The organism is Salmonella enterica subsp. arizonae (genome assembly GCF_008692845.1).
GTDB classification, from domain to species: domain Bacteria; phylum Pseudomonadota; class Gammaproteobacteria; order Enterobacterales; family Enterobacteriaceae; genus Salmonella; species Salmonella arizonae.
In genome coordinates this window covers 434370-456625 of the sequence record NZ_VXJW01000001.1, presented here as the reverse complement: position 1 = coordinate 456625, position 22256 = coordinate 434370, and the positions used below count along the sequence as shown (strand labels likewise).

Below are 22256 nucleotides of genomic sequence, written 5' to 3'. Positions count from 1 at the left end.
ATGAAAAAATATCAACGTCTGGCGGAGCAAATACGAGAGCAAATCGCCTCTGGCGTTTGGCTACCCGGCGATCGATTACCCTCGCTGAGGGAACAGGTCGCCAGTAGTGGCATGAGTTTTATGACTGTCGGTCATGCGTACCAGTTGCTGGAAAGTCAGGGACGGATTATCGCCCGTCCGCAATCCGGTTATTACGTTGCGCCGCATCCGGTTTGTCGGTCAGTCGCGAGCGCGGCGCACGTTATTCGGGATGAAGCAGTAGATATCAATACCTATATTTTTGAGATGCTCCAGGCCAGCCGCGATGCTTCAATCGTACCCTTTGCTTCAGCGTTTCCCGATCCGCGTCTGTTTCCCTTGCCGCAACTGAACCGCTCCTTGGCGCAGATCAGTAAAACCGCGACGGCAATGAGCGTGATCGAAAACTTACCGCCGGGTAATGCAGAATTGCGCTACGCGATAGCGCACCGCTACGCGCAGCAGGGGATTACCGTTTCTCCTGATGAGATTGTCATTACCGCCGGCGCGATGGAAGCGTTGAATCTCAGTTTACAAGCTGTGACGGCGCCGGGAGACTGGGTTGTGGTGGAGACCCCATGTTTCTACGGTGCGCTACAGGCCCTGGAGCGATTGCGCCTGAAAGCGTTATCGATACCCACAGATGTCAAAGAAGGTATCGATATTATGGCGCTGGAACAGGCGTTACAGGAGTATCCGGTGAAAGCATGTTGGTTAATGACCAACAGCCAGAACCCTTTAGGGTTTACGCTGAGTGCTGAGAAAAAAGCGCGGCTTGTTGCGTTGTTCACGCACTATAACGTGACGCTAATTGAAGATGATGTCTATAGCGAACTCTACTTTGGCCGTGAGAAACCGCTGCCTGCCAAAGCATGGGATCGCGACGATAGCGTGTTGCATTGTTCGTCTTTTTCCAAATGTCTGGTTCCCGGTTTTCGCATTGGCTGGGTTGCGGGAGGAAGCCATGCCAGAGAAATTCAGCGTTTGCAGTTGATGAGCACATTATCTACCAGTTCCCCTATGCAGCTGGCGTTAGTGGATTATCTCTCTACACGTCGATATGACGCGCATCTGCGCCGGTTGCGAAGGCAGCTTGCTGAGCGTAAACAGCAAGCCTGGCAAACCCTTTTGCGCCATCTCCCGGCGGAAGTAAAAATTCACCATAATGATAGCGGTTATTTTCTTTGGTTAGCGCTACCTGAGCATTTTGATGCTGGAGAGCTTAGCGCCAAAGCGCTTGAACACAATATCAGTATTGCGCCGGGGAAAATGTTTTCAACCTCTGGAGCATGGACGCGTTACTTTCGTTTTAACACCGCATGGCACTGGGGAGAACGGGAAGAACAGGCCGTAAAACAGCTTGGCTGCCTGATTCGCGAGATGTTGCGCTAAAAGCCTTACCGTATGGTGGAATGCGTGCCAGCTCACAACCTGGCTAAATTTCCCGAGCGTGTCGGGTGAGCATCTGGCGCGCCGTCTATTTTTAGGAAAGCGGCGGCCTGTTCGCCGGAAAATCGATTAACGACGATATGGGAAAATGCTATGCAATATCAATTACTGATTAATGGCGCGCTGGTGAACGGCGAGGGAGAAAGACAGTCCGTTTATAACCCGGCGACAGGCGAGGTCATACTTGAAATTGCGGAAGCGTCGCCCAAGCAGGTCGACGCCGCAGTGCTGGCCGCTGATAACGCGTTTACCGCATGGGGGCAAACCACACCCAAAGTACGGGCGGAATGCCTGTTAGAACTGGCGGACAGTATCGAGCAAAATGCCCTTCAGCTCGCCAAACTGGAATCGCAAAACTGCGGTAAGCCTTTACACTGTGTAATCAATGATGAAATTCCGGCAATTATAGATGTATTTCGCTTTTTTGCTGGCGCGGCCCGTTGTTTGAATGGGCTGGCGGCGGGCGAATATCTGGAGGGGTATACGTCAATGATCCGCCGTGATCCGGTTGGCGTAGTTGCCTCTATCGCGCCGTGGAATTATCCGCTCATGATGGCGGCATGGAAGCTGGCGCCAGCGCTGGCGGCAGGCAACTGCGTGGTGATTAAGCCTTCTGAAATTACACCACTGACGGCGCTTAAACTTGCCGCGCTGGCGAAAGATATTTTCCCGCCGGGGGTGATTAATGTGCTTTTCGGACGAGGGCAAACCGTTGGCGATGCATTGACCGGTCATGAAAAGGTACGCATGGTCTCTTTAACCGGCTCTATCGCGACCGGGGAGCATATTCTGCGGCATACTGCGCCAGCGATAAAACGCACGCATATGGAACTCGGCGGTAAAGCCCCGGTGATTGTTTTTAATGATGCCGATTTGGATGCGGTGGCGCAGGGCATCCGGACCTTCGGTTTCTATAATGCCGGACAGGATTGTACTGCGGCGTGCCGCATATACGCGCAACGCGGTATCTATGATACGCTGGTCGAAAAGCTAGGGCAGGCGGTGAGCAGCCTGAAAATGGGCGCGCCGGAGGATGAATCGACAGAACTGGGGCCGCTAAGTTCACAGGCGCATCTGGCGCGCGTTACAGCGGCTGTAGAGGAGGCGAAAGCGCTCAGCCATATCCGCGTAATTGCCGGTGGAAGACAAACAGGAGGCAAAGGTTACTATTTCGCCCCGACGTTGCTGGCAGACGCAAAACAGGAAGACGCCATCGTGCAACGCGAAGTTTTCGGCCCGGTGGTCAGTATTACCGCCTTTGATGATGAAGAGCAGGTACTGAGGTGGGCCAACGAATCCCGCTATGGTCTGGCATCCTCCGTCTGGACGCAGGACGTTGGACGGGCGCACCGACTTAGCGCCAGATTGCAGTACGGCTGTACCTGGGTTAATACACATTTCATGCTTGTTAGCGAGATGCCGCATGGAGGGCAGAAACAGTCGGGATACGGCAAAGATATGTCACTGTATGGTCTGGAAGACTACACCCTTGTCCGCCATATCATGATTAAGCATTAAGCAGCATTTACTGTTCAGAAAAGTCACGAAAAACAGGCGGGTGTTGGCGGAGAGGGGAACCTCCTCGCCAACATGCGCAGCAATCCAACACATCAAGCAAACCAGCCGAATCTCAATGAGATTAGACCCAAAAGTCCCGCAGCAACCAGGACATTAATCAGCACTACGGTTTTACTGGAAACATTCATTTTTGCCACCTTTCATCATAACCCATATGGGTATAGTACGGGTTGGCGAGATCCGCAATAATACTTAAACACTTCATTCTGTAAGCGGAGCAGTGCATTGAGAACATTTTGCTGTTAAGGCAGATAAACCTTGATGTGTCTCAAAAAAAAGAGCATATTGCGCGCGTTTTTCCTCTGGCTGGCGCGGATGCCTGAAATGTCCCTCTATCAAAAGATGTTAGTTTTTTATGCCGTCATGGCGGTAATATCATTTCTGATCACCTGGTTTCTGACTCATGACAAAAAACGAATTCGTTTTCTGAGCGCCTTTTTGGTTGGCGCTACATGGCCAATAAGTCTCCCTGTCGCTCTGTTATTTTCGCTTTTCTGACGTCAAGCCCGATATTCGTTACCGGGCATGGTTTTCCACCAGATCAGCCTATCAGGGCCATCAACTGCTCTCTGTCCACATCTGTAACGTCCCGCGGATGCCGATAGCCTGTGTTCTCATTGGCCAGGGTATACAGCGCGACCAGCCAGTCATAGACATAGCGGCTTGCGGCGTGAACGGGTTGTTCGTTAAGCTCTGTTAATCGCAACATCGTCGAGCGCGGCGTTGCGGCAAAAATGGCAGTGCCTTTCTGAACGCGACTGGCCGGACGTTGGGCCTCCTCGATGTCTGCGTAGCCGAGCCAGGCAATGAAGTTACCGACTATGGCATGAAGCTGCGCGCCGCTCACGTCTTCACGTTGCATGGTTTTCTGTAACTGTTGAGGTAAACCGAGGCGATAGCTGGCGGTAATTAAAATATTCGCCACAGTGTTGAGCAACGGCGGTTCCATTCCCAGACGCTGCGCATTATTCTGGCTGCGGGCCCACTGGCGCAGATGATTGATCCACATTTTGTGCGCCTGATAACCCGTTTCGCGACCTTCTGACGCTGGAGCGCACGTTGGTTCGTCGGCAAAGAGATCGATAGCATCATTAAATAAGCTGTTGACTTGTTCTTCTCGCGACTGACGGGTGCGCAACAACGCTTCGAAATTCTGTACCGGTGGCAACAGTCCAGACAGCAGGTCGCCATGTCTGGCGGCCTGGGCCTGAAGACGCCGGATCACGGTTTCAACCGGTAGTCGCGCGTCCTCAAAAATAGGTAACAGATCGCGCACGCGGCCTCGCTGTTGTTCGCGTAACGCTTGTAAACGTGCCTGTCGCTGTGGCGCCGATGTCGCTTGCGATAACCATTCCACCAAACGCTGCATACTGTGCTTATCCAGAGCCTGCAACGTTCCCCAATGCACGCCAGGTTTGCCCATCAACTGCTGGACGGCTTCGTCCAGATTCTGCTGGGTGGCAAAACGGGCATCCTGTGGGGTAATTGCCCAGACGACGCCAGGTAACGCCGATTCACGCTGCGGCTGGGTAGCGTTAACCCACTCCATTAAGTGGCGGGCGGCGGTGGACGTTTGCGAGCGGGATGCCAGAGCATTGCAGATCACCAGAACATCAGGCTGCATTTGCTGGCGGTAATGAGCCAACATCCAGCCTAATTTCGCCCGCCATAGAGGATGAGGATGAACGTCTGGCGCGACCGGAATATCGAGTAAATCAACGTTATCCAGTGCGCAGTTTTCAACTGTCAGCACCAGCTCGCAGGTAAGCAGCGCCAGCGAATCAAGCGAAAGGCTGACCGCATTGAGCAGGCTACCCTGCTTAACAGGATGTACCACCACATCGCTTTGCGTATCGCTGGCGATCAGCGCCATTTGCGTCAGGAAGTTTTCCGTCGGTAAACCAAAATGATCGACCAGCAGGCTGAGCGGCGCCGCCAGTTCTTCCGCATGGCCGGTTTGTTGCAACGTATGCGCCAGCGCCAGCCATTGCTGGGTGATTTCCGGTTGCTCTCCCCACAGTAACGCCCAGGCGTGCGCCCGTGTCGTAAGATCTACCGCAGGTAAAAGAGAGGCAAAGTGCTGCCATGTCGCATCATCAATGTGCTGCCTGGCGGACGGGAGGCAAGTGCGCCAGAAACGCGCGATGGTCGCCACTTCTTCAGCGGTAACGCCGGGAACGGGTTGCGGTTGGCGAAGCGATTGCCATTTCTCCAGGCGTGACGTAATAATGGATTTTTCGACCTGGCGACAATCGGAGGACGAACAAGTCCAGGCGATAAATAGCTGCACCAGTTCTGCTTCGCTGATCAAGCGCAGGCGCAACGGCCAGTTACTCTCGTTTGAACAGGTGTCGCGCGTAAAGCGAATGGCCATATTCGCTGGCGCATGACCCGGATTGATGTGGCTGAAATAATCATAGTTACGGTCTGGTGTGATAATTTCCAGCTTACCATTCTCGTTACCGCATAGCGTCGTTAAAAGATGCGCCTTTGCGGATTGCTCATACCCATACAGACCGACGCAGCCCTGTGATGCGCAGGCGGCGTTGAGCGCTGACTCATCCGCTGCGACAAGCGTAAGCTGCGCCAGCAGAGCGTCGGCTTCGTCATCCAGTCGCGTTGCGTAACGGCGTGTGTTGTTAACCCACTCGATAACAGCCTGTGTGGCATTTAACGGTTTTGTCATTTCAGGTATACACTCCCGCTATCTATCCAGTAGTGGCTACCGCTGTGGCGGCGGTCAGCCAGCGTATTCAATTTTAATGTCAGCGCATCGGCGGCGATCGGTGTTCCGTCCTGGAGCCAGGCATCACTTAATATGAAAGATTCCGGGGGGCTATCTTTGCTTTTGCCGTGTAATTTGAGTCGGACATTCAGTACGCCGTCGCCAGCGATAGTTTTTGCCAGTTCAGCGGAATTAATGCTCAGGGAATAGAGCGGGGTCGCAGGCCAGCGACTGTTAGCCAACTGACGGAAGCCCAACGTTACGTTGCCGCGTAGCGGAAAATGCAGGCGAGCGTCCAGAGTTGCGTCGGGGTTATCCAGATCGATCTCGTGATACCAGATGTTTTCATCGCGAAGCGTATTGACGGTATTATCCAGTACGCCGAGATAACGTATGGTCGAATATGCGCCGATATCAGCCGCTTTAAAATTGAAACGCGGCAGACGTAAATCCAGCGCCAGACTGCACAACATCGCGCCCACCGCGGCAGTGGATTTTGGATTACCGATACGCCCTTGTTGATTGAAGGGATACCATTCATGCACCTGATATTTATCCATCCAGACAATGCGGTTAACCGGCACCGGTTGTAAGTGCTGGATGAGCGCCTGTACGCCGGGTAAGCAGGTCGGTCTCCCCGTCACCAGCAAGATATCGCAGTGGTAGTGAGAGATCGCTTCGCAGACCGCATGAAGCGGCGTCGTCAGTGTAAACTGACCAGCCAGCAGCGCCTCCTGAAGCTGGCTAAACTGAATTTGCAATGGCACATTGAATATATCAAATGTCGGCGAACCCGACGGTAAAGCATGATCGATCGCCTGCTGGATATAGTTCATCACGTTGCTCGTTGGGCGGCGGATCAGCAGATCGCCAAATGTCGCATGTAAACCGGCAAACGGATCGTTAATGTCGCTTTGCTCCCAGGCGGAAAGTACCGCGTGACCCAGCGGCATAAATAATTGCAGCGCCGTTTGCTGACGCAAAATCGCCTGAGTATCAATTCGTCCCGAATCGCCAAATAAGGTCGCCAGCAGGGCGGCGGCATCCGTAACGCCTGCCCGTTGCAACGCCGTTTGCAGGGAAGGGAGTACGCAGCGCTGAATGATATCCAATAGCAGATCGTCCCCGGCGACTTTAAAACCTTCGCGAAACAGGAGATGAGGCGTAATTTTTACATTGGCCCCCACGCCGTCATCTAACTGATAGTGAACGATCGCCGTATCCGTCGTGCCGCCGCCGATATCAATCGATGCTACGCGCAGCGCACGTCCGGGTTCAACGCCGGGTTCTGGCTGGCGATCCGGTCTGGCCAGCGCATTAAAAAAGGATTCTGTACGCCCGGCGTAATGCGAAATAGATTCGTTATAAAGCCATACCAGTTGGCCGCAACTCGCTTCGTCCCACTCCATCTGAATTTCCGGCACCGGCACCACGCTTTTTTCGCGCTGCTTAGGCGTGGTGAAATCTTCATCCTGCGGATGCCAGCCCATGGCTTTCCAGACCAGCGCCAGCGCTTCAAACATTCTCTGGCGGAAAATTTCCCGCTCCTGTTTCGGCATGGCGGAGGGCAGCGTTAAAATCAGAGTGCGTAGCTGGCGCGGCGAGGCGGGAAAGCCGAGTCGTAGCCGGGTGGCGACGCTGTTAATTTGTCCCAACGCCTGGGCCAGAATTTCGCACAACATATGCGTCATCAACGTGCTACGGCTGTATTGCGGCGAAAAAACCGGTAGTCTTTCCTCATCCGGCAGGCTGAATAGCGGTTGTCCGTCGTCATTCATCAAATTCATCAGCGGAAACGCGGTGGCTAGCGGTTCGCGCTGCGTTTTACCGTTCATCTGGCTAAAGCGCCAGTCCTGTAAGGCGGGGGTTTCATCCCACAGGTAGCGACGCGGGCTGGAGATGCCGCTACTGCCTTCAGTGCCCAGACGCTGCATAGCAAGGAGGCGGGCCTCGTCGCCCACGCGCGCAATAGAAGGCCAGATAAAGGCGTCGTCTCGTCCGCTTTCGACAGAAAAGTGTTGCTTGCCAAAGCGCGCTTCGGAGAACTCCACCCGGCTGGTAAATAAAGGATCGTTCAGATACTGCGGCTCGCTTAAAGAACGAACCTGAAGCTCCGCCGTCTGGCGTAATCCGTCATTCGCGTCGCCATGATCCTCGATCAGTACGCCGCAGGTATGCGTATTGCCAACATCCAGAATCAGATCGACAGGGATCGCAGGCGTACTTAGCGTATGTGTCACAAACTTCACTTCCGGCACCGTAAGCTGTTCGCCCAACAGCGTCAGCAAATTTAGCCAGTGCGCCTGATACTCAAAGCTACGCAGCGCTTGTTGAATGGCCTGTTCTGAACGGTTTTCCACCTGTGAAGCATACTGAAGAAACGACTCGCGCAGCCAGCCGTCAATCCATGTCTGATCAAGAAAATCGGCGACTTCTTCATCGCGCCAGGCGAGAGCAAAACGCGTGCCGTTGAGCAGATCGTTTTCGCAAGGCGCTAACGCCGAAGGCATATTTTTTGCCAGTTGACTGTCGAAGGCGAGGGTGATCCGGTGTGTGTTTCCGGCGGTATCCGGTTTACTGAGTTTACGTACCTGAATGCGCGCCCAGTTATCCGGCCCGTCAATAAAGGTTCGCGGCGGATTAAAACGCAGAAACGGCAGGGGAAGCCAGATCCCGTCGAGTACGTCCAGTGAATAGTGCAGCGCCTGGGTGCTTTCCGGTTTCACGACTTCAGGTTGACCGCCAGCACGTCCTGGCAAGGTGTAGCGTCCGCTTGTCAGATCAAAATCGAGGCGCAGTAGCGGACCGTTTGCCGTTTTGCGCACAAAGCGTCCGTAGTGGGCCGACTCTTGCGGCGTTAAGCCAAAATCAAGAAACTGGACGCCACTGTTTGCAATGAGCGTGACGCTCTGTTTGTAATTACACAGATTGACCAACATAAAATCAGGCACCTATCTTTTTAAACGTCAACGGAATTGCCGCGTGCTCGTCATAACGGGCGGTACAGGTTGCGACGTCATTGACGCCCGCTTTACAGGTAATTTCCGGCATCGGATAACGTGAGCCGTCGGTGCAGCGCGCATTGCCGCGACTTTTAATCATCAGCTCGCCCGTTTGATGCAGACCAGAGAAAATCTCCGCCCGACAAACCACGTTATCGCCATGTACTACGCGCGCGATACCTTTGTTATTTTGGATCTGATAACGCAGAGAGGGCGGCTTGCCGGTAATCGGATCTTTTACATCCACGATAACCCGCCAGTTACCGTTTAAAAAGCGCGTAGTCCCAAGCTTCATTTGCGTACTGTCCATCACCAGCGCGTCTTTGGGGATAGCGGCAATAATGACAGGCACTTCCGGCAGCGGCGCCGCTTTGGGGGCGGGCGTCACCTCAGCGCGATGCAGTGGCAAATGAGCGGTGAGGTCAGGCAATGGGGTAACGTCAGTTTTCGCGGTAGCGACAGGCGCGGCGCGAACAGGAGAGGACCCGTCAACGGATGAAGATGGCCAGAAAAAAGGCGTGGCGACGGCAGCGATAACCACGGCAGCGACAGGTAAGCTCCACAACGGTAGACGGCGAGCTCTTTTCGCCTCAGCAACCGGGGTGGGGGTGGCAGGCTTCGGCTCGCTAACGATAACGGGCGGCGCAACAGGTTCCTCCGGCATTTTCGGCGGCGCAATGAAAGACGTTAACAAGGATTCATCCGCCTGACTAAACGCCGCCTCTACCAGCGACTTTTCTTCCGGCTCAGGTTCCGGCTCGACCAGAGGGATGTCGGCTATCGCCTCGGTTGTCCGCAGGCAATCCAGTACATCATCGCGTGTATTTTCGTTGAGATTAACGAATCCCCAGAAGGTAATAACCGGTTTGCCATTAACCAGGAAAACATGATTTTCGCCGGGAAATTGTGTCGCTTTCTCAAGCAGAGAACCAAATAGTTGTAGCGCTGTTTTACCGGATTGCAGGCTTTTCCGGCTGAGTGCGGCCGCGCTTTCAAATGTGCTGGCTAAATAACGTAACGCCCGAAAATGTGTCTCCTCGTCGGCAGCTTTCCATGCTATCGCCTGACCTTCAATCGGCGAATACCAGTCAACCCGATCGCCATTATCGTTAAGCTGCGGAATCGCCAGACAGTCAGCCATCGCCTGTTGTTTACGCAGACGAAGCGTTTCGCGAATTTGCCATGCTGATTCAAATACGGCCTGACCGCCGCCGCCCACGGCCTGATAGTCATCCAGATTGCCGCTGCGTAAGAGAGTTTTTGCCACGTTGTTATCCCTTAGACTTCTTCACGCATCTACTTTACGGGGTCTATACGCAAGCAAATGACAGAAGAAAGGTAAAAAGGGGCGAATTCTCGGTCTATTAAGCCCCGTGTTTTCGCTTGACGTAAGTTAAATCAGAATGGCGGCGGCGAATTACCGCATCGGGCGACAATAACGCGTATAATAGGCGAATCATGTTGTTACAGAATAAGAGTAGGAGAGCTTATGTCGCACCTGGAGGAAGTTAGCGCCCGTGTGGATGCCGCCATTGCAGAGAGCGTTATTGCCCATATGAATGAATTGCTGATTGCCCTGAGCGATGACGCCGAATTGCGTCGCGAAGATCGTTATGCGCAACAGCAACGTTTACGCACGGCTATCGCGCATCATGGCCGACAATATAAAGAAGATCGGGACGCGCGCCGCGAGCAGCTCACCAAAGGCGGCACGATCCTGTAATCCATTAAAACTGGCGCTTCGCAATCAGCCATGCGCCAATGACCAGCAACAGAGCGCCGAACGCCGGCCCGACCATTGCGCGTAACGTGACGCCGTGGCTGCGCGCGAGATCCAACGCCAGTCCGCCGATTAACTGGCTGGCGACCAGTACCGCGATAGTCGTAGCGGCGCCGACGTTCTGATACCCGCTGATGCTGGCAAATACAAAAAATGACCCCAGCAGGCCAGGGATCAATGTCCACCAGCGAACGCTGACGAACAGTTCGCCGAAGCCCGCAGCACCTTGCTTAAACCACAATATCGTAACAAATAAAACGATCCCCACCAGCGAGTTCAGCAGCATAGCGATCAGAATCGACGATGATGTCTGCGTGATACGCACCATAATACTGTTTTGTACCACCAGACCGACGCCGGCGGCGATCAAAAAGATAAGCGTCAGGGACTGGTTCATCTGCATACGTCCGGCGCGGCGCGTTCATCAAGCTGAAGCTGCATAAACGTGAGATCTAACCAACGGCCAAATTTTACGCCAACCTGCGGCATTTGCGCAGTAACGGTAAACCCCAGCGCATGATGCAGGCGTATTGAGGCCGCATTCTGCGATTCAATACCGGCCACCATCACATGCTTGCCGCAGCGTCGGGCTTCGTCGATCAGTCTGCTGAGCAGTTTTCGCCCCAGTCCTTTCCCTTGGTGCGCCGGATGAACATAAACCGAGTGCTCGACGGTATAGCGAAAACCGTCGAAACTGCGCCAGTCGCCAAACGATGCATAGCCAGTCACCACGCCATTTTCTTCGCTTACCAGCACCGGATAGCCCAGTAATTGGCGGGTCTCATACCAGGCAAGGCGGTTATCCGTATCGACCGTCCGATCGTTCCAGATAGCCGCAGTATTTAATACAGCGTGGTTATAGATTTCGGTAATCGCGGCGCAGTCTGCTTTATCGGCAAAGCGAATCGTCATAGGGAACCCCAGGGAATGTTCACGATAGTGTTAGAAATACTATTGAAGGCGGCATAAATCAACGGATTAGCGCAAGAATTCATGTTGAGCGAGGGGCTGAGGGAGTCGTTCATAAAAGCGCACAGCGGCGAAAGGCGCCTGATATCTTAGAGCGTTTAGCTCCCTCAGATAGCTAATGTTCGACTACTATTGATGGATTATGCCAGGCATGAGGAGAACATAATGAAGCAACACACAAACCGAAATCGCCGTTGGGTTTTGGCCTCGCGTCCCCACGGCGCGCCGCAGATGGATAACTTCCGCCTCGAAGAAGATGCTGTCGCGACGCCCGGTGAAGGGCAGGTATTATTACGAACCGTTTTTTTATCGCTCGACCCTTATATGCGCGGCCGCATGAGCGATGAACCTTCTTATGCGCCGCCCATTGAACCTGGCTGCGTCATGGTCGGCGGTACGGTCAGTCGTGTTGTCGCGTCGAACCACCCTGATTATCAGCCAGACGAATGGGTGCTGAGTTACAATGGCTGGCAGGATTACGACATTTCAGATGGCAAAGGGCTGGTAAAGCTGGGAGATAATCCGCAACATCCTTCCTGGTCGTTGGGAATTTCAGGAATGCCGGGGTTTACCGCCTATATGGGGTTACTGGATATTGGTCAGCCGAAAGAGGGCGAAACGCTGGTTGTCGCAGCCGCCACTGGCCCCGTAGGCGCAACGGTTGGGCAAATTGGCAAGCTTAAGGGCTGCCGGGTCGTAGGTATTGCCGGCGGCGCGGAAAAATGCCGTCATGCGACGGAAGTCCTGGGCTTTGATCTGTGCCTTGATCATCACGCTGATGATTTCCCGCAACAGCTTGCGCAGGCCTGCTCACAGGGAATCGATATCTATTATGAGAATGTCGGCGGTAAAGTCTTTGACGCCGTCTTGCCACTACTGAATACTTCGGCGCGGATTCCGCTCTGCGGTCTGGTCAGCGGTTACAATGCGACAGCATTGCCAGATGGTCCAGACAGACTGCCTCTGCTGATGGCGACATTACTCAAAAAGCGTATCCGTCTGCAAGGTTTTATCATTGGCCAGGATTATGGTCAGCGGATACATGAGTTTCAGCAAGAGATGGGACGTTGGATCAAAGAAGGGAAAATTCATTATCGGGAGCAGATTACTGATGGGCTGGAAAATGCGCCAGAAGCGTTTATAGGGCTGCTGGCGGGTAAGAACTTTGGCAAAGCCGTGATACGCTTAGCGGAAGATGCGTAAAGAAAAAATGGCGGCATTTTGTCGCCATAAATTTGTCGCCATAAAAATGTGCAAATTTTAAAATTCGGGCTTTACTTATACCCATCATTAGGGGTTTATCACCTTTGGTTGATGATTTCCCGTGTGACCTGAATCCGTCAAAAATCTCAATACGTGAGGGGATACGGAGATAAACAGTCGCCATAAAGAAAGCAGTACTTTTGTAAAGATGAGAATATCACGCAAGTAAATTATCACTTTTATTTGGCCATTCAGGCCAGGATTATCTTTTTTACAATTAAGTTCCGGAACTTCTTCGGGGCTCAATTGCGATGTTGTTCTGCAAAGAGGTGAGGGAAGGAAAATGCCCGGTACGGAAAAAACACAACATATAAGCCTGACCACACAGGTTGAAAATAAGTTAAAGCATCAATTGTCTATTGGCGCATTAAAGCCAGGCGCGAGGCTAATCACTAAAAATATTGCTCAGGAGTTAGGCATAAGTATTACGCCAGTTCGTGAGGCCTTGTTAAGGTTGGTCTCTTCCAGTGCGCTGTCGGTAGCGCCGGCACAGGCGTTTATGGTGCCGGAGATCTCGCTGGGGCGTTTGCTGGAAATTAATACAATTCGGACTGCCCTGGAGGAGATGGCGGTGGCAGCCGCTGCGGGTAAGATTACCCCAGATCGCGAACAAACTCTGAATGCGTTATTAGATGAATTTCAACAGGCGTTGGAAAGTGGGGTAATGGAGGATATTCTTTTGACCAACCGCGCATTCCGCTTTGAAATCTATCACTATGCGGATATGCCAACACTGTATGCCATGATCGAGCAATTATGGGTACGTCTGGGGCCAAGCCTGCATTTTTTATATGATAATTTTAAACTTGATGGTTATCAAAACGGCGTTAATCTGTACAGGAAATTGCTTAACGCGTTAGTGTCTGGCGATAAAGAAGCCAGTCGCTACTGTTTACAGAACGTTTTGCAACAAAACGTAGCGACGATTAAAAATCAGTATGTAATGTAAGTATGGCTTACCTTATAGCGTATAGCGGGGGCTCTCCCCGCTATTGCCGGATGTTTATTCAAATCGCCATGCCAGATTAATCCCTACGCCATAGTTACGGCCTGGCGCTGGCTCATAATAACGCCCATTAGATTCGTTAACGATCACCGAACCGATATATTCTTTATCAAATAAATTATCGACCCGCCCGAAAATATCTATAGTGAGCTGACTGTAATTCAATTTATACCCTGTATTCAGTCCAACAACGGTATAAGAAGGGGCTTTCGCCGTATTTTTATCATCGGCCATGATATCGCCCATGTACCGAACGTCGGTGCCGGCGTACCATCCCTCATCCGGAACAAACCCTAACGAGGCGAATCCCATATTACGGGCGATGCCGGGCATTCGGTTTCCATTACAGTTTTGGCCCTGACAAACGTTACTGCGATAGGTCGCATCCAGCCAGGTCCATGACGCTTTCATCCGCCAGCCGTCGGCAAGGCGCTGGTCCAACGCGAGTTCTGCGCCCTGGCGACGAGTTTTGCCCGCGTTTTTATAGGTAGTGCGTCCCCCCATGCTGCTGGCGACAACGATCTCATCGTCGGTATCGGTTTGAAATAACGCGGCGGTCAACAAGCCATTGCCAATGCGCGTTTTACTGCCGACTTCAACCGTATCATTCGTCGACGGTTTGAGGTCGAAGTTGAACCCGCTTTGGCCGTCAGCGCGATAAGAAATCTCATTGATGGTGGGAGTTTCAAATCCGCGACCGGCGGCAAGATAGAGATTCCAGGCGTCAGTTAACGCATATTTTAGCGATCCGGCGGGCAGCCATTGATGATAGCTGGCGTCGCCGCTGTCATCGCCATTACCGGAGGCTACGTAGTGATCGTTAGAATCGAACCAGACGGAGCTGTAGCGCACGCCAGCATCCAGCGAGAATTTTTGCGTAAGCTGCCACTGGGTTTGCAGATAAGGATCGGCGTTCCACATCAGGTTACGCTCATCCCGCCGCAAATCGCCTTTATGACCAAACTCAGGGAGGCCGTTGTTAAAGCGGAAGTTATTGTAACCTTTACGGGTTTCGCTCATGTTTTCATAATTTAATCCGGTAGTAAAGGTAACTGGCACGCCTAATTCTCCACGGTGGGTCCAGCGAGAATCAATGCCCTGATAGTGGCGTTGTAGTGTAATCACTCCGCCAGCCTGCGCTGGTTTTAGCTGCGCCGCCATGGGAATAGACTGGTATTGCGTGGTCTCACGTTCCCCGGCATAGGCCATCACGCTGATATCATCCTGCGCGCTGAGCTGACGTTCATAACGCAGTCCTGCCTGGGTTTGTTTGACGGTTTTGCGCGTATTGTACTGTTCAGCGCGCGGTGCCTGCTGCGGATCGGCTTTCCACTCAGATTCAGTCAGTCCGCCGGGATCGTCCGCCTTAATATCCACACTATTAAAAATCAGCGAGAGTTTACTGGCATCGTCAAGGCGCACACCCAGTTTGGCATTCGCCAGGTTTTTTCGCGCGCCGCTGTGAGCACGGTAGCCGTGGGTGGTGAAACGGGTAGTCGATACCGTGTAATCCACATCGCCAGGCTGTGTGCCGTCGCCCATAGCGCCTGTGGCTTTTAGTCCATAGCGCCAGCTTCCATAACTGCTGTAGTAGCTGCTGGCTTCAAGGGTAGGCGGCTCTTTCCCGGTTTCAGTGGTTACATTTATCACGCCGCCAGAAGCGTTACCGTATAGCGCTGAGAAGGGGCCGCGTAACACTTCAACGTTTTGTATGCTGTTAATATCAATATTCGAAATCTGTCCTTGCCCATCCGGCATGGTGGCAGGGATGCCATCAACATACAGACGAATGCCGCGCACGCCAAAAGCGGAGCGCGAGCCAAATCCGCGGATAGAGATTTGCAGATCCTGTGCGTAGTTTTGACGATTTTGCACCTGCAACCCCGGAACGCTGGTTAAAGACTCGGATAAATTGACGCGCGGCGTCGCCAGACGCATATCTTCGCCTTCTACGACGCTAACGGCGGCAGGCGTATCCAGCTCGGATACAGTTTGCGGCGTCGCGGTTACTATCATCGTTTGTTCATTGGGCGTGTCGGCAGCCTGAAGCACCGGGGAGAAGGCCAGGGGAAATAAGAAGGCGGGATAAAGTCGCTGTCTAACGGAAATAATTTTCATGAAAATGCCGGGTAAATGTAAGCGTATCAACGGAAAACGTGACATTAAGAGTAGTCAATATGTAAAGTTTTTAAATTTTAATCGCACATTAAGTTAAGAAAATGTGCTGTATTTAAGGGCTATCGCACTCGCAGGCGAGTAAAAGCTCCACTTTCTGATAAATAATGATTATTATTCTCAACTTATAATAAGCGCGGAACGAAGATTCTGCGCAGTGAAGCCGTGTGAAGCAGCTATACAAGTTTTTTATCAAAGGGAGTCGTTATGCACTTACGTCATCTTTTTTCGCCGCGCCTGCGTGGTTCTTTATTGTTAGGTTCACTCCTCGTCGCATCCTCATTTAACACGCTGGCGGCGGAAGAAATGCTGCGTAAAGCGGTAGGCAAAGGCGCTTATGAGATGGCCTATAGTCAACAGGAAAACGCGCTCTGGCTGGCCACATCGCTAAGCCGTAAACTGGATAAAGGTGGTGTGGTTTATCGTCTCGACCCGGTGACGCTGGAAGTCACGCAAGCGATTCATAACGATCTTAAGCCGTTCGGCGCCACGATCAATACCGTGACCCAAACGCTATGGTTTGGCAATACGGTTAACAGTGCTGTTACTGCGATTGACGCCAAAACTGGCGATGTGAAAGGCCGTCTGATCCTTGACGCGCGCAAACGTACCGAAGAGGTTCGTCCGTTACAGCCTCGTGAGCTGGTTGCTGATGCGTCTACCAATACGGTCTACATTAGCGGTATTGGTAAAGAGAGTGTAATTTGGGTGGTGGATGGCGAAACCATCAAACTGAAAACGACGATTAAAAATACCGGCAAAATGAGTACGGGTCTGGCGCTCGACAGTAAAGCGCAACGCCTGTACACCACTAATGCGGATGGTGAATTCATCACCATCGATACCGCCAGTAATAAAATTCTCAGTCGTAAGACGTTGTTGGATGATGGCAAAGAACACTTCTTTATTAACCTGAGTCTCGATACCGCAGGCCATCGCGCGTTTATCACTGATTCGAAGGCGGCTGAAGTTCTGGTTGTCGATACCCATAATGGCAATATTTTGGCCAAAATCACGGCGCCTGCCTCTTTGGCCGTCCTGTTTAATCCGACGCGTAACGAGGTCTATGTGACACATCGTCAGGAAGGGAAGGTCAGCGTGATCGATGCGAAGAGCTATAAAGTTGTTAAAACGTTCGATACGCCGACATATCCGAATAGCCTGACGCTATCGGCAGACGGTAAAACGCTCTACGTCAGTGTGAAGCAGAAATCGACGCGCGAGCAGGAAGCGACACAACCGGATGATGTTATCCGCATTGCTCTGTAAATATGACTGGAGGGGAAGCCCCCTCCAGTCATCTCTTTAAACGCACCGATATGCCTCTTTACACCCCACCGATAGCCTGATGATTCTGTGAGAATTACACAGCCCTTTTGCTGTAGTTAACTCATTATATTCACGGGAAAATATGAAAAAATCATTTATATGTTCAGGTTTGGGCATGATATTTTTTATGCTTGCGGGTTGCACAACCCACTATGTGATGACGACGAAGAGCGGGCAAACGATTGTGACTCAGGGTAAGCCGCAGTTAGATAACGAGACGGGAATGACCAGTTATACCGTTCAGGAGGGCAATCAGCAGGAAAAATCCGCCATTATCTGTAATCAGGTGGAAGCCAGTGGTATTGCCATCAAGCGGCTGGCCGGTTCCGAGAAAAATCGTTCCCACCACCAGGAAAATAACTATCGCGAGTACTTTTACCAGCGCGAACCAGAACTCCATTTCGGCAAACCATTTTATGCCGATCATATTCATCGTGCCGACAATGGCTAACGCGCCAAGCGCGAACACCCATTGCGGAACGTCGCTAAACGCGCCCAGTAGTGCATATATAATGCTACGGCGGTGATATCGAAGATCCCGGTCATCGCCCAGACCGGCAAATTTTTTGTTCCAGTTGTAAAAAGTGGCCTCAGAAATACCCATCTTTCTGCAGACTTCCCCGACGCGGGTGTCGGTTTCGGCCTGTTTCAGTGCAAACGCAATCTGTTCTTCGGTATAACGGGTCTTTTTCATGGCAATGCGCCTCTCTGTGAGGTGTAAGAAAGACCGGATATTTCAGGATACAAAATGCCAGTAGCAAACAACTTACTGAAATCCATAAATTTCTTCTGGCGATACGTTCCCTTTATTTTCCCTGAAGGCAGGATTTTCTGGCATCCAGTCACTCAAAAGATAACGATTATAATTCTCGTTTTGTCGTCTCATATTACCCCTCACAGGCACATATCATTTGAAAAAACACAAAAAAAAGACAGATCGTCACGCGCTCTTTTGAGAACTTATTGAATTTTTTCTAGAATGTTGAGTGAAAGAATGGATAAAAAATACGCCAGCGCGGCGTGAAGAGGAGATATGACGTTTCTTAATTGTTACCGTCTGTAAATTAAAATGGCTTTTGTTAAGTTTTTTGTGACTTCATGCAAAGAGTTCAAGTGTAATCATGCGATCCAGATGATATTCAAACGCAGGATCGGCCATCTCCGGAATACCCAGCACATACATACCGTCCAGCCCGCACACCAGCGCAATGAGCCGCCAGGCGATATCTGGGGCGTTAGAGGTTGAGGTAAATTCACCCGCCTGTTTGCCCTGTTCGATAATGCTGACCGTTTCCTTATGCCACATCTGCATCGTGAGGAGATAAGCGCTTCTGATGTGCGGATCCCGGTCTGCCAGAATTTGCGCCTCCCGCCACAATTTTATGTAAGGCTCAAAGCCGCCGTCTTCGCTGCCCAGCATGGCATGAAGCCGTTCACGCCAGGTGGCGGGCGGCGGAACTTGCCCGGCATCAAGCAGAGTACGGATCAAATGGACAAAGGCCAGCGCTTTGAGTTCGCCCGCCGAGCTAAAGTGGTGATGCACTTGCCCGGCGGCGACATCGGCTTCTGACGCAATCCGCCTCACCGTCATGGCGGCAAAACCGTCTTCCAGCGCCACGCGCATTGCCGCTTGCAGGATCACTTCGCGGCGTTCATCCCGGTTCAGGTAACTCATATTTTCTCCACATTAGCCGATGCGCGCAGTGTAACAAAAAGCTGGACATTTGTTCAACTTACCGTAGGATCCTAAAACTGGACAAGTGTCCAAGTTTGATTTTTTGAAGGGAGAGTTATGTTTCGTCAGTGGTTAACGTTAGTCATTATTGTGCTGGTCTATATTCCTGTCGCCATTGATGCCACGGTCCTGCACGTCGCCGCGCCGACATTGAGTATGACGCTGGGCGCCAGCGGCAACGAGCTGCTGTGGATCATTGATATTTATTCTTTGGTCATGGCAGGAATGGTGCTGCCGATGGGCGCGCTTGGCGATCGTATCGGTTTTAAACGTCTGCTGATGCTGGGCGGGACGATCTTTGGCCTGGCGTCACTGGCGGCGGCGTTTTCGCATACCGCCAGTTGGCTTATTGCCACCAGAGTATTACTGGCTATCGGTGCGGCGATGATTGTACCGGCGACGCTGGCCGGGATACGCGCCACCTTTTCCGATGAGAAGCAGCGCAACATGGCGTTGGGCGTCTGGGCAGCGGTAGGTTCGGGCGGAGCGGCGTTTGGGCCGCTCATCGGCGGCATATTATTAGAGCATTTTTACTGGGGATCGGTTTTCCTGATCAATGTGCCGATTGTGCTGGTCGTCATGGGCTTAACCGCCCGCTATGTTCCTCGCCAGGCGGGCCGTCGCGATCAACCGCTCAATCTTGGCCATGCGGTGATGCTGATTATTGCCATTTTGCTGTTGGTCTATAGCGCTAAAACCGCGCTGAAAGGGCATCTGTCGCTGTGGGTCATCTCGGTTACCCTGCTTACCGGCGCGCTGCTTCTGGGGCTCTTTATCCGCACACAGCTTGCCGCATCGCGTCCGATGATTGATATGCGACTGTTTACCCATCGCATTATCCTGAGCGGCGTCGTGATGGCGATGACCGCGATGATCACGCTGGTGGGTTTTGAGCTGCTGATGGCGCAAGAGCTGCAGTTTGTTCACGGACTATCGCCTTATGAGGCCGGGGTATTTATGCTGCCGGTGATGGTCGCCAGTGGATTCAGCGGGCCGATTGCGGGCGCGCTGGTCTCGCGTCTGGGACTACGGCTGGTCGCGACGGGCGGCATGGCGTTAAGCGCGCTGAGTTTTTATGGCCTGGCGATGACGGATTTCAGCACCCAACAATGGCAGGCCTGGGGGCTGATGGCGCTGCTGGGATTTAGCGCCGCCAGCGCATTGCTGGCTTCCACGTCGGCAATTATGGCCGCTGCGCCGGCAGAAAAAGCGGCGGCGGCCGGCGCGATCGAAACGATGGCTTATGAACTGGGCGCGGGACTGGGCATCGCTATTTTCGGTCTGCTGCTAAGCCGTAGCTTCTCCGCCTCTATCCGTCTGCCTGCCGGGCTTGAGGCGCAAGAGATTACCAGAGCGTCATCTTCAATGGGGGAAGCGGTGCAGTTGGCGAATAGCCTGCCGCCGACACTGGGGCAGGCAATACTGGACGCCGCCAGACAAGCCTTTATCTGGTCGCATAGCGTGGCGTTAAGCAGCGCCGGAAGTATGCTTCTTTTACTGGCGGTAGGGATGTGGTTCAGCCTTACAAAGGCGCAGCGTCAATAATTTAATGCGTCGTCTGACAGGGAGAGTCCATTTCCTCAACTTCTTTACCGCTAAGGCGTGCGTATTGCCCCGTCAGTCGCCAGAAGGCAGGTTGGGTTTCGGTATAAATTTCCGCAGCCAGAATCAGCCGACGGCGATCAACTTCGTTCAGTTCCAGTAAGGTCCAGGGAATAAAATAGCGATCGGTATCGGTAAGTCGAAACCACAACGGACACCCGCAGCCGGAGCAGAAGTAGCGTTCGCCGCGCGAAGAGGATGAAAAGTGTGGTGGTTCCGGGGAAAGGGGGGCTAGCTGTGGTTGCCCGCAGGCTTCCAGATACATGGCGATCCCACCCGACCATTTTTGACACAGCGTACAGTGGCAGGCATAGACATCCAGCATTTCGACGTCAACGGTAAAATGGCTCCGCCCGCAAAGGCAACGTCCTGTGAACGTTTGCACGGCATACTCCTTATGACCGGTTCAACATCATGAGAAAAAGCCAGCCCATCATGGGCTGGCCTGGACTTCATTACATCATGCAGGATTAGAACTGGTAGTTCAGACCAACAGCAACGATGTTGTCGGTGCTAACCCCGGCAATACGGGTGAAGTTATTGTCATCCAGCAGGTTGATTTTGTAATCAACGAAGGTGGACATGTTTTTGTTGAAGTAGTAGGTCGCACCCAGATCTACGTATTCAACCAGATCCTGGTCTCCGAATACGGCAATATCTTTACCTTTAGATTTCAGGTAAGCAACGGACGGACGCAGTCCGAAGTCGAACTGGTACTGAGCCACGATTTCAAAGTTCTGCGCTTTCTCAGCGATACCAGCAACGTTGGAACCGTAAGTGGTCATGTTACGAGTTTCGGAGTAGGTAGTCGCAAGGTAGATGTTGTTCGCATCATATTTCAGACCAGCAGCCCATACTTCAGCGTTCTTGCCGTCAGCTTTGAATATGCTGTTGTGATTATTCTGAGCGTCAGTGCGGTCAGATTTCGCATAGGTAGCACCTACGCCAAAGCCTTCGTACTCATACGTAGTAGACAGACCAAAACCGTCGCCGTTAGCTTCCTGGACGTTGCTACGTTCGTTTTTGCCCTGGTACTGCGCGGCAAAGTTCAGACCTTCAACCAGACCGAAGAAGTCAGTGTTACGGTAGGTGGCAACACCAGTAGTACGGCCAGTCATGAAGACGTCAGTCTGGGTCCAGGTATCGCCACCGAACTCTGGCAGAACGTCGGTCCATGCGCCGATGTCGTAAGCAACGCCATAGTTACGACCATAGTCGAAAGAACCGTAGTCAGCGAATTTCAGACCAGCAAACGCCAGACGGGTTTTGTCTTTGTCAGCGCCCTGGCTTTCAGTACGGTTGCCTTTGAATTCATATTCCCACTGACCAAAACCGGTTAACTGATCGTTGATCTGCGTTTCGCCTTTAAAGCCCAGACGCGCGTAAGTTTTGTCACCATCACTTCCGTTATCATCAGAGAAATAATGCTGAGCATGAACTTTACCGTACAGATCCAGTTTATTGCCGTCTTTGTTATATACCTCGGCTGCATTTACCACGCCTGCTGCCAACAGGGAAGTCACTGCCACTGCCACTAACTTAAGTTTCATTTTAATAATCCTTATAATTTTCTTAGCGAGTTTCCTCAACCATTGTTAAACAAGGCGTTTATCAATGGCAGACTA

At 52.3% G+C, this 22256-nt stretch carries 18 protein-coding genes and 4 pseudogenes; 9 read left to right on the top strand and 13 right to left on the bottom strand.

The window, feature by feature from the left end; translation table 11 throughout:
• Complete coding sequence (gene ycdR / locus F4V61_RS02395) at positions 1 to 1410, top strand: GntR family transcriptional regulator YdcR (RefSeq protein ID WP_038395967.1); 1410 nt, start codon at positions 1 to 3, stop codon at positions 1408 to 1410.
• Between the two features lie 150 nt (positions 1411 to 1560).
• Positions 1561 to 2985, top strand: a complete 1425-nt coding sequence (gene patD / locus F4V61_RS02390) for an aminobutyraldehyde dehydrogenase (RefSeq protein WP_079828622.1) — start codon at positions 1561 to 1563, stop codon at positions 2983 to 2985.
• A 92-nt stretch (positions 2986 to 3077) separates the two neighbouring features.
• Here the strand turns inward: patD and yncL are convergent, their stop codons facing one another.
• Positions 3078 to 3173 (bottom strand): stress response membrane protein YncL, encoded by a 96-nt coding sequence (gene yncL, locus F4V61_RS02385; protein WP_071820905.1) that lies wholly within the window; start codon positions 3171 to 3173, stop codon positions 3078 to 3080.
• A 196-nt stretch (positions 3174 to 3369) separates the two neighbouring features.
• On the opposite strand from yncL, the gene F4V61_RS02380 reads away from it, so the two are divergent.
• Entirely contained in the window at positions 3370 to 3543 is a 174-nt protein-coding gene (locus tag F4V61_RS02380; protein WP_038397775.1) for a GhoT/OrtT family toxin, read from the top strand.
• 43 nt (positions 3544 to 3586) lie between these two features.
• Here F4V61_RS02380 and srfC read toward each other — a convergent pair whose 3' ends face one another.
• Genes srfC through srfA form a run of 3 tightly spaced genes read right to left on the bottom strand, consistent with a single transcriptional unit; the run spans position 3587 to position 10039 of the window.
• Positions 3587 to 5731, bottom strand: coding sequence for a virulence-associated effector SrfC (gene srfC / locus F4V61_RS02375; protein ID WP_000165639.1), 2145 nt, complete (start codon positions 5729 to 5731; stop codon positions 3587 to 3589).
• Positions 5728 to 8709 (bottom strand): virulence factor SrfB, encoded by a 2982-nt coding sequence (locus tag F4V61_RS02370; protein ID WP_080161107.1) that lies wholly within the window; start codon positions 8707 to 8709, stop codon positions 5728 to 5730. Before F4V61_RS02370 ends, srfC begins: the two co-directional genes overlap by 4 nt.
• Before the next feature lie 4 nt (positions 8710 to 8713).
• A complete protein-coding gene (gene srfA, locus F4V61_RS02365) occupies positions 8714 to 10039 on the bottom strand; it encodes a virulence-associated effector SrfA (protein ID WP_079828624.1) in 1326 nt (441 codons plus the stop codon).
• Between the two features lie 222 nt (positions 10040 to 10261).
• On the opposite strand from srfA, the gene F4V61_RS02360 reads away from it, so the two are divergent.
• Positions 10262 to 10495, top strand: a complete 234-nt coding sequence (locus tag F4V61_RS02360) for a YdcY family protein (protein ID WP_000018717.1) — start codon at positions 10262 to 10264, stop codon at positions 10493 to 10495.
• A gap of 4 nt (positions 10496 to 10499) precedes the next feature.
• On the opposite strand, the gene F4V61_RS02355 is transcribed toward F4V61_RS02360, so the two are convergent.
• Positions 10500 to 10949 (bottom strand): DMT family transporter, encoded by a 450-nt coding sequence (locus F4V61_RS02355; RefSeq protein WP_038395972.1) that lies wholly within the window; start codon positions 10947 to 10949, stop codon positions 10500 to 10502.
• Positions 10946 to 11464: an L-methionine sulfoximine/L-methionine sulfone acetyltransferase gene (mddA, locus tag F4V61_RS02350; protein WP_000155376.1), complete on the bottom strand. Its 519-nt coding sequence runs from the start codon at positions 11462 to 11464 to the stop codon at positions 10946 to 10948. The genes F4V61_RS02355 and mddA overlap by 4 nt, the downstream gene beginning before the upstream one ends.
• A gap of 222 nt (positions 11465 to 11686) precedes the next feature.
• Here mddA and F4V61_RS02345 point away from each other — a divergent pair, with 222 nt between their 5' ends.
• Positions 11687 to 12724: an NADP-dependent oxidoreductase gene (locus tag F4V61_RS02345; RefSeq protein WP_079828625.1), complete on the top strand. Its 1038-nt coding sequence runs from the start codon at positions 11687 to 11689 to the stop codon at positions 12722 to 12724.
• Between the two features lie 343 nt (positions 12725 to 13067).
• A complete protein-coding gene (mcbR, locus tag F4V61_RS02340) occupies positions 13068 to 13733 on the top strand; it encodes a colanic acid/biofilm transcriptional regulator McbR (protein WP_079798928.1) in 666 nt (221 codons plus the stop codon).
• A 54-nt stretch (positions 13734 to 13787) separates the two neighbouring features.
• Here mcbR and pqqU read toward each other — a convergent pair whose 3' ends face one another.
• Positions 13788 to 15908: a TonB-dependent receptor PqqU gene (gene pqqU / locus F4V61_RS02335; RefSeq protein ID WP_079828626.1), complete on the bottom strand. Its 2121-nt coding sequence runs from the start codon at positions 15906 to 15908 to the stop codon at positions 13788 to 13790.
• A 264-nt stretch (positions 15909 to 16172) separates the two neighbouring features.
• Here pqqU and F4V61_RS02330 point away from each other — a divergent pair, with 264 nt between their 5' ends.
• Entirely contained in the window at positions 16173 to 17234 is a 1062-nt protein-coding gene (locus F4V61_RS02330; RefSeq protein ID WP_000550629.1) for a YncE family protein, read from the top strand.
• A gap of 142 nt (positions 17235 to 17376) precedes the next feature.
• A pseudogene (locus F4V61_RS02325) lies at positions 17377 to 17556 on the top strand (YgdI/YgdR family lipoprotein); the annotation flags it as partial.
• Here the strand turns inward: F4V61_RS02325 and F4V61_RS02320 are convergent.
• The 4 genes and pseudogenes from F4V61_RS02320 to F4V61_RS02310 all read right to left on the bottom strand — a co-directional run.
• Positions 17554 to 17846 (bottom strand): annotated as a pseudogene (locus F4V61_RS02320) (amino acid permease); the annotation flags it as partial. The pseudogenes F4V61_RS02325 and F4V61_RS02320 overlap by 3 nt on opposite strands.
• Positions 17842 to 17988, bottom strand: a pseudogene (locus F4V61_RS02315) (transposase); the annotation flags it as partial. The pseudogenes F4V61_RS02315 and F4V61_RS02320, both read right to left, overlap by 5 nt.
• A gap of 46 nt (positions 17989 to 18034) precedes the next feature.
• Positions 18035 to 18180, bottom strand: a pseudogene (locus F4V61_RS22025) (nitrate/nitrite transporter); the annotation flags it as partial.
• A 210-nt stretch (positions 18181 to 18390) separates the two neighbouring features.
• On the bottom strand, positions 18391 to 18969 hold the full coding sequence (locus F4V61_RS02310; protein WP_000121052.1) for a TetR family transcriptional regulator: 579 nt from the start codon (positions 18967 to 18969) through the stop codon (positions 18391 to 18393).
• 117 nt (positions 18970 to 19086) lie between these two features.
• Between F4V61_RS02310 and smvA the strand changes: the two genes are divergently transcribed.
• The gene (gene smvA / locus F4V61_RS02305; RefSeq protein WP_079828628.1) at positions 19087 to 20574 is read left to right on the top strand and encodes a methyl viologen efflux MFS transporter SmvA; all 1488 of its coding nucleotides are present in this window, start codon (positions 19087 to 19089) and stop codon (positions 20572 to 20574) included.
• A 1-nt stretch (position 20575) separates the two neighbouring features.
• On the opposite strand, the gene F4V61_RS02300 is transcribed toward smvA, so the two are convergent.
• Positions 20576 to 20956, bottom strand: coding sequence for a GFA family protein (locus tag F4V61_RS02300; RefSeq protein WP_080161131.1), 381 nt, complete (start codon positions 20954 to 20956; stop codon positions 20576 to 20578).
• Between the two features lie 145 nt (positions 20957 to 21101).
• Positions 21102 to 22181: a porin OmpD gene (ompD, locus tag F4V61_RS02295; RefSeq protein WP_000769040.1), complete on the bottom strand. Its 1080-nt coding sequence runs from the start codon at positions 22179 to 22181 to the stop codon at positions 21102 to 21104.
• Positions 22182 to 22256 lie beyond the last annotated feature (75 nt).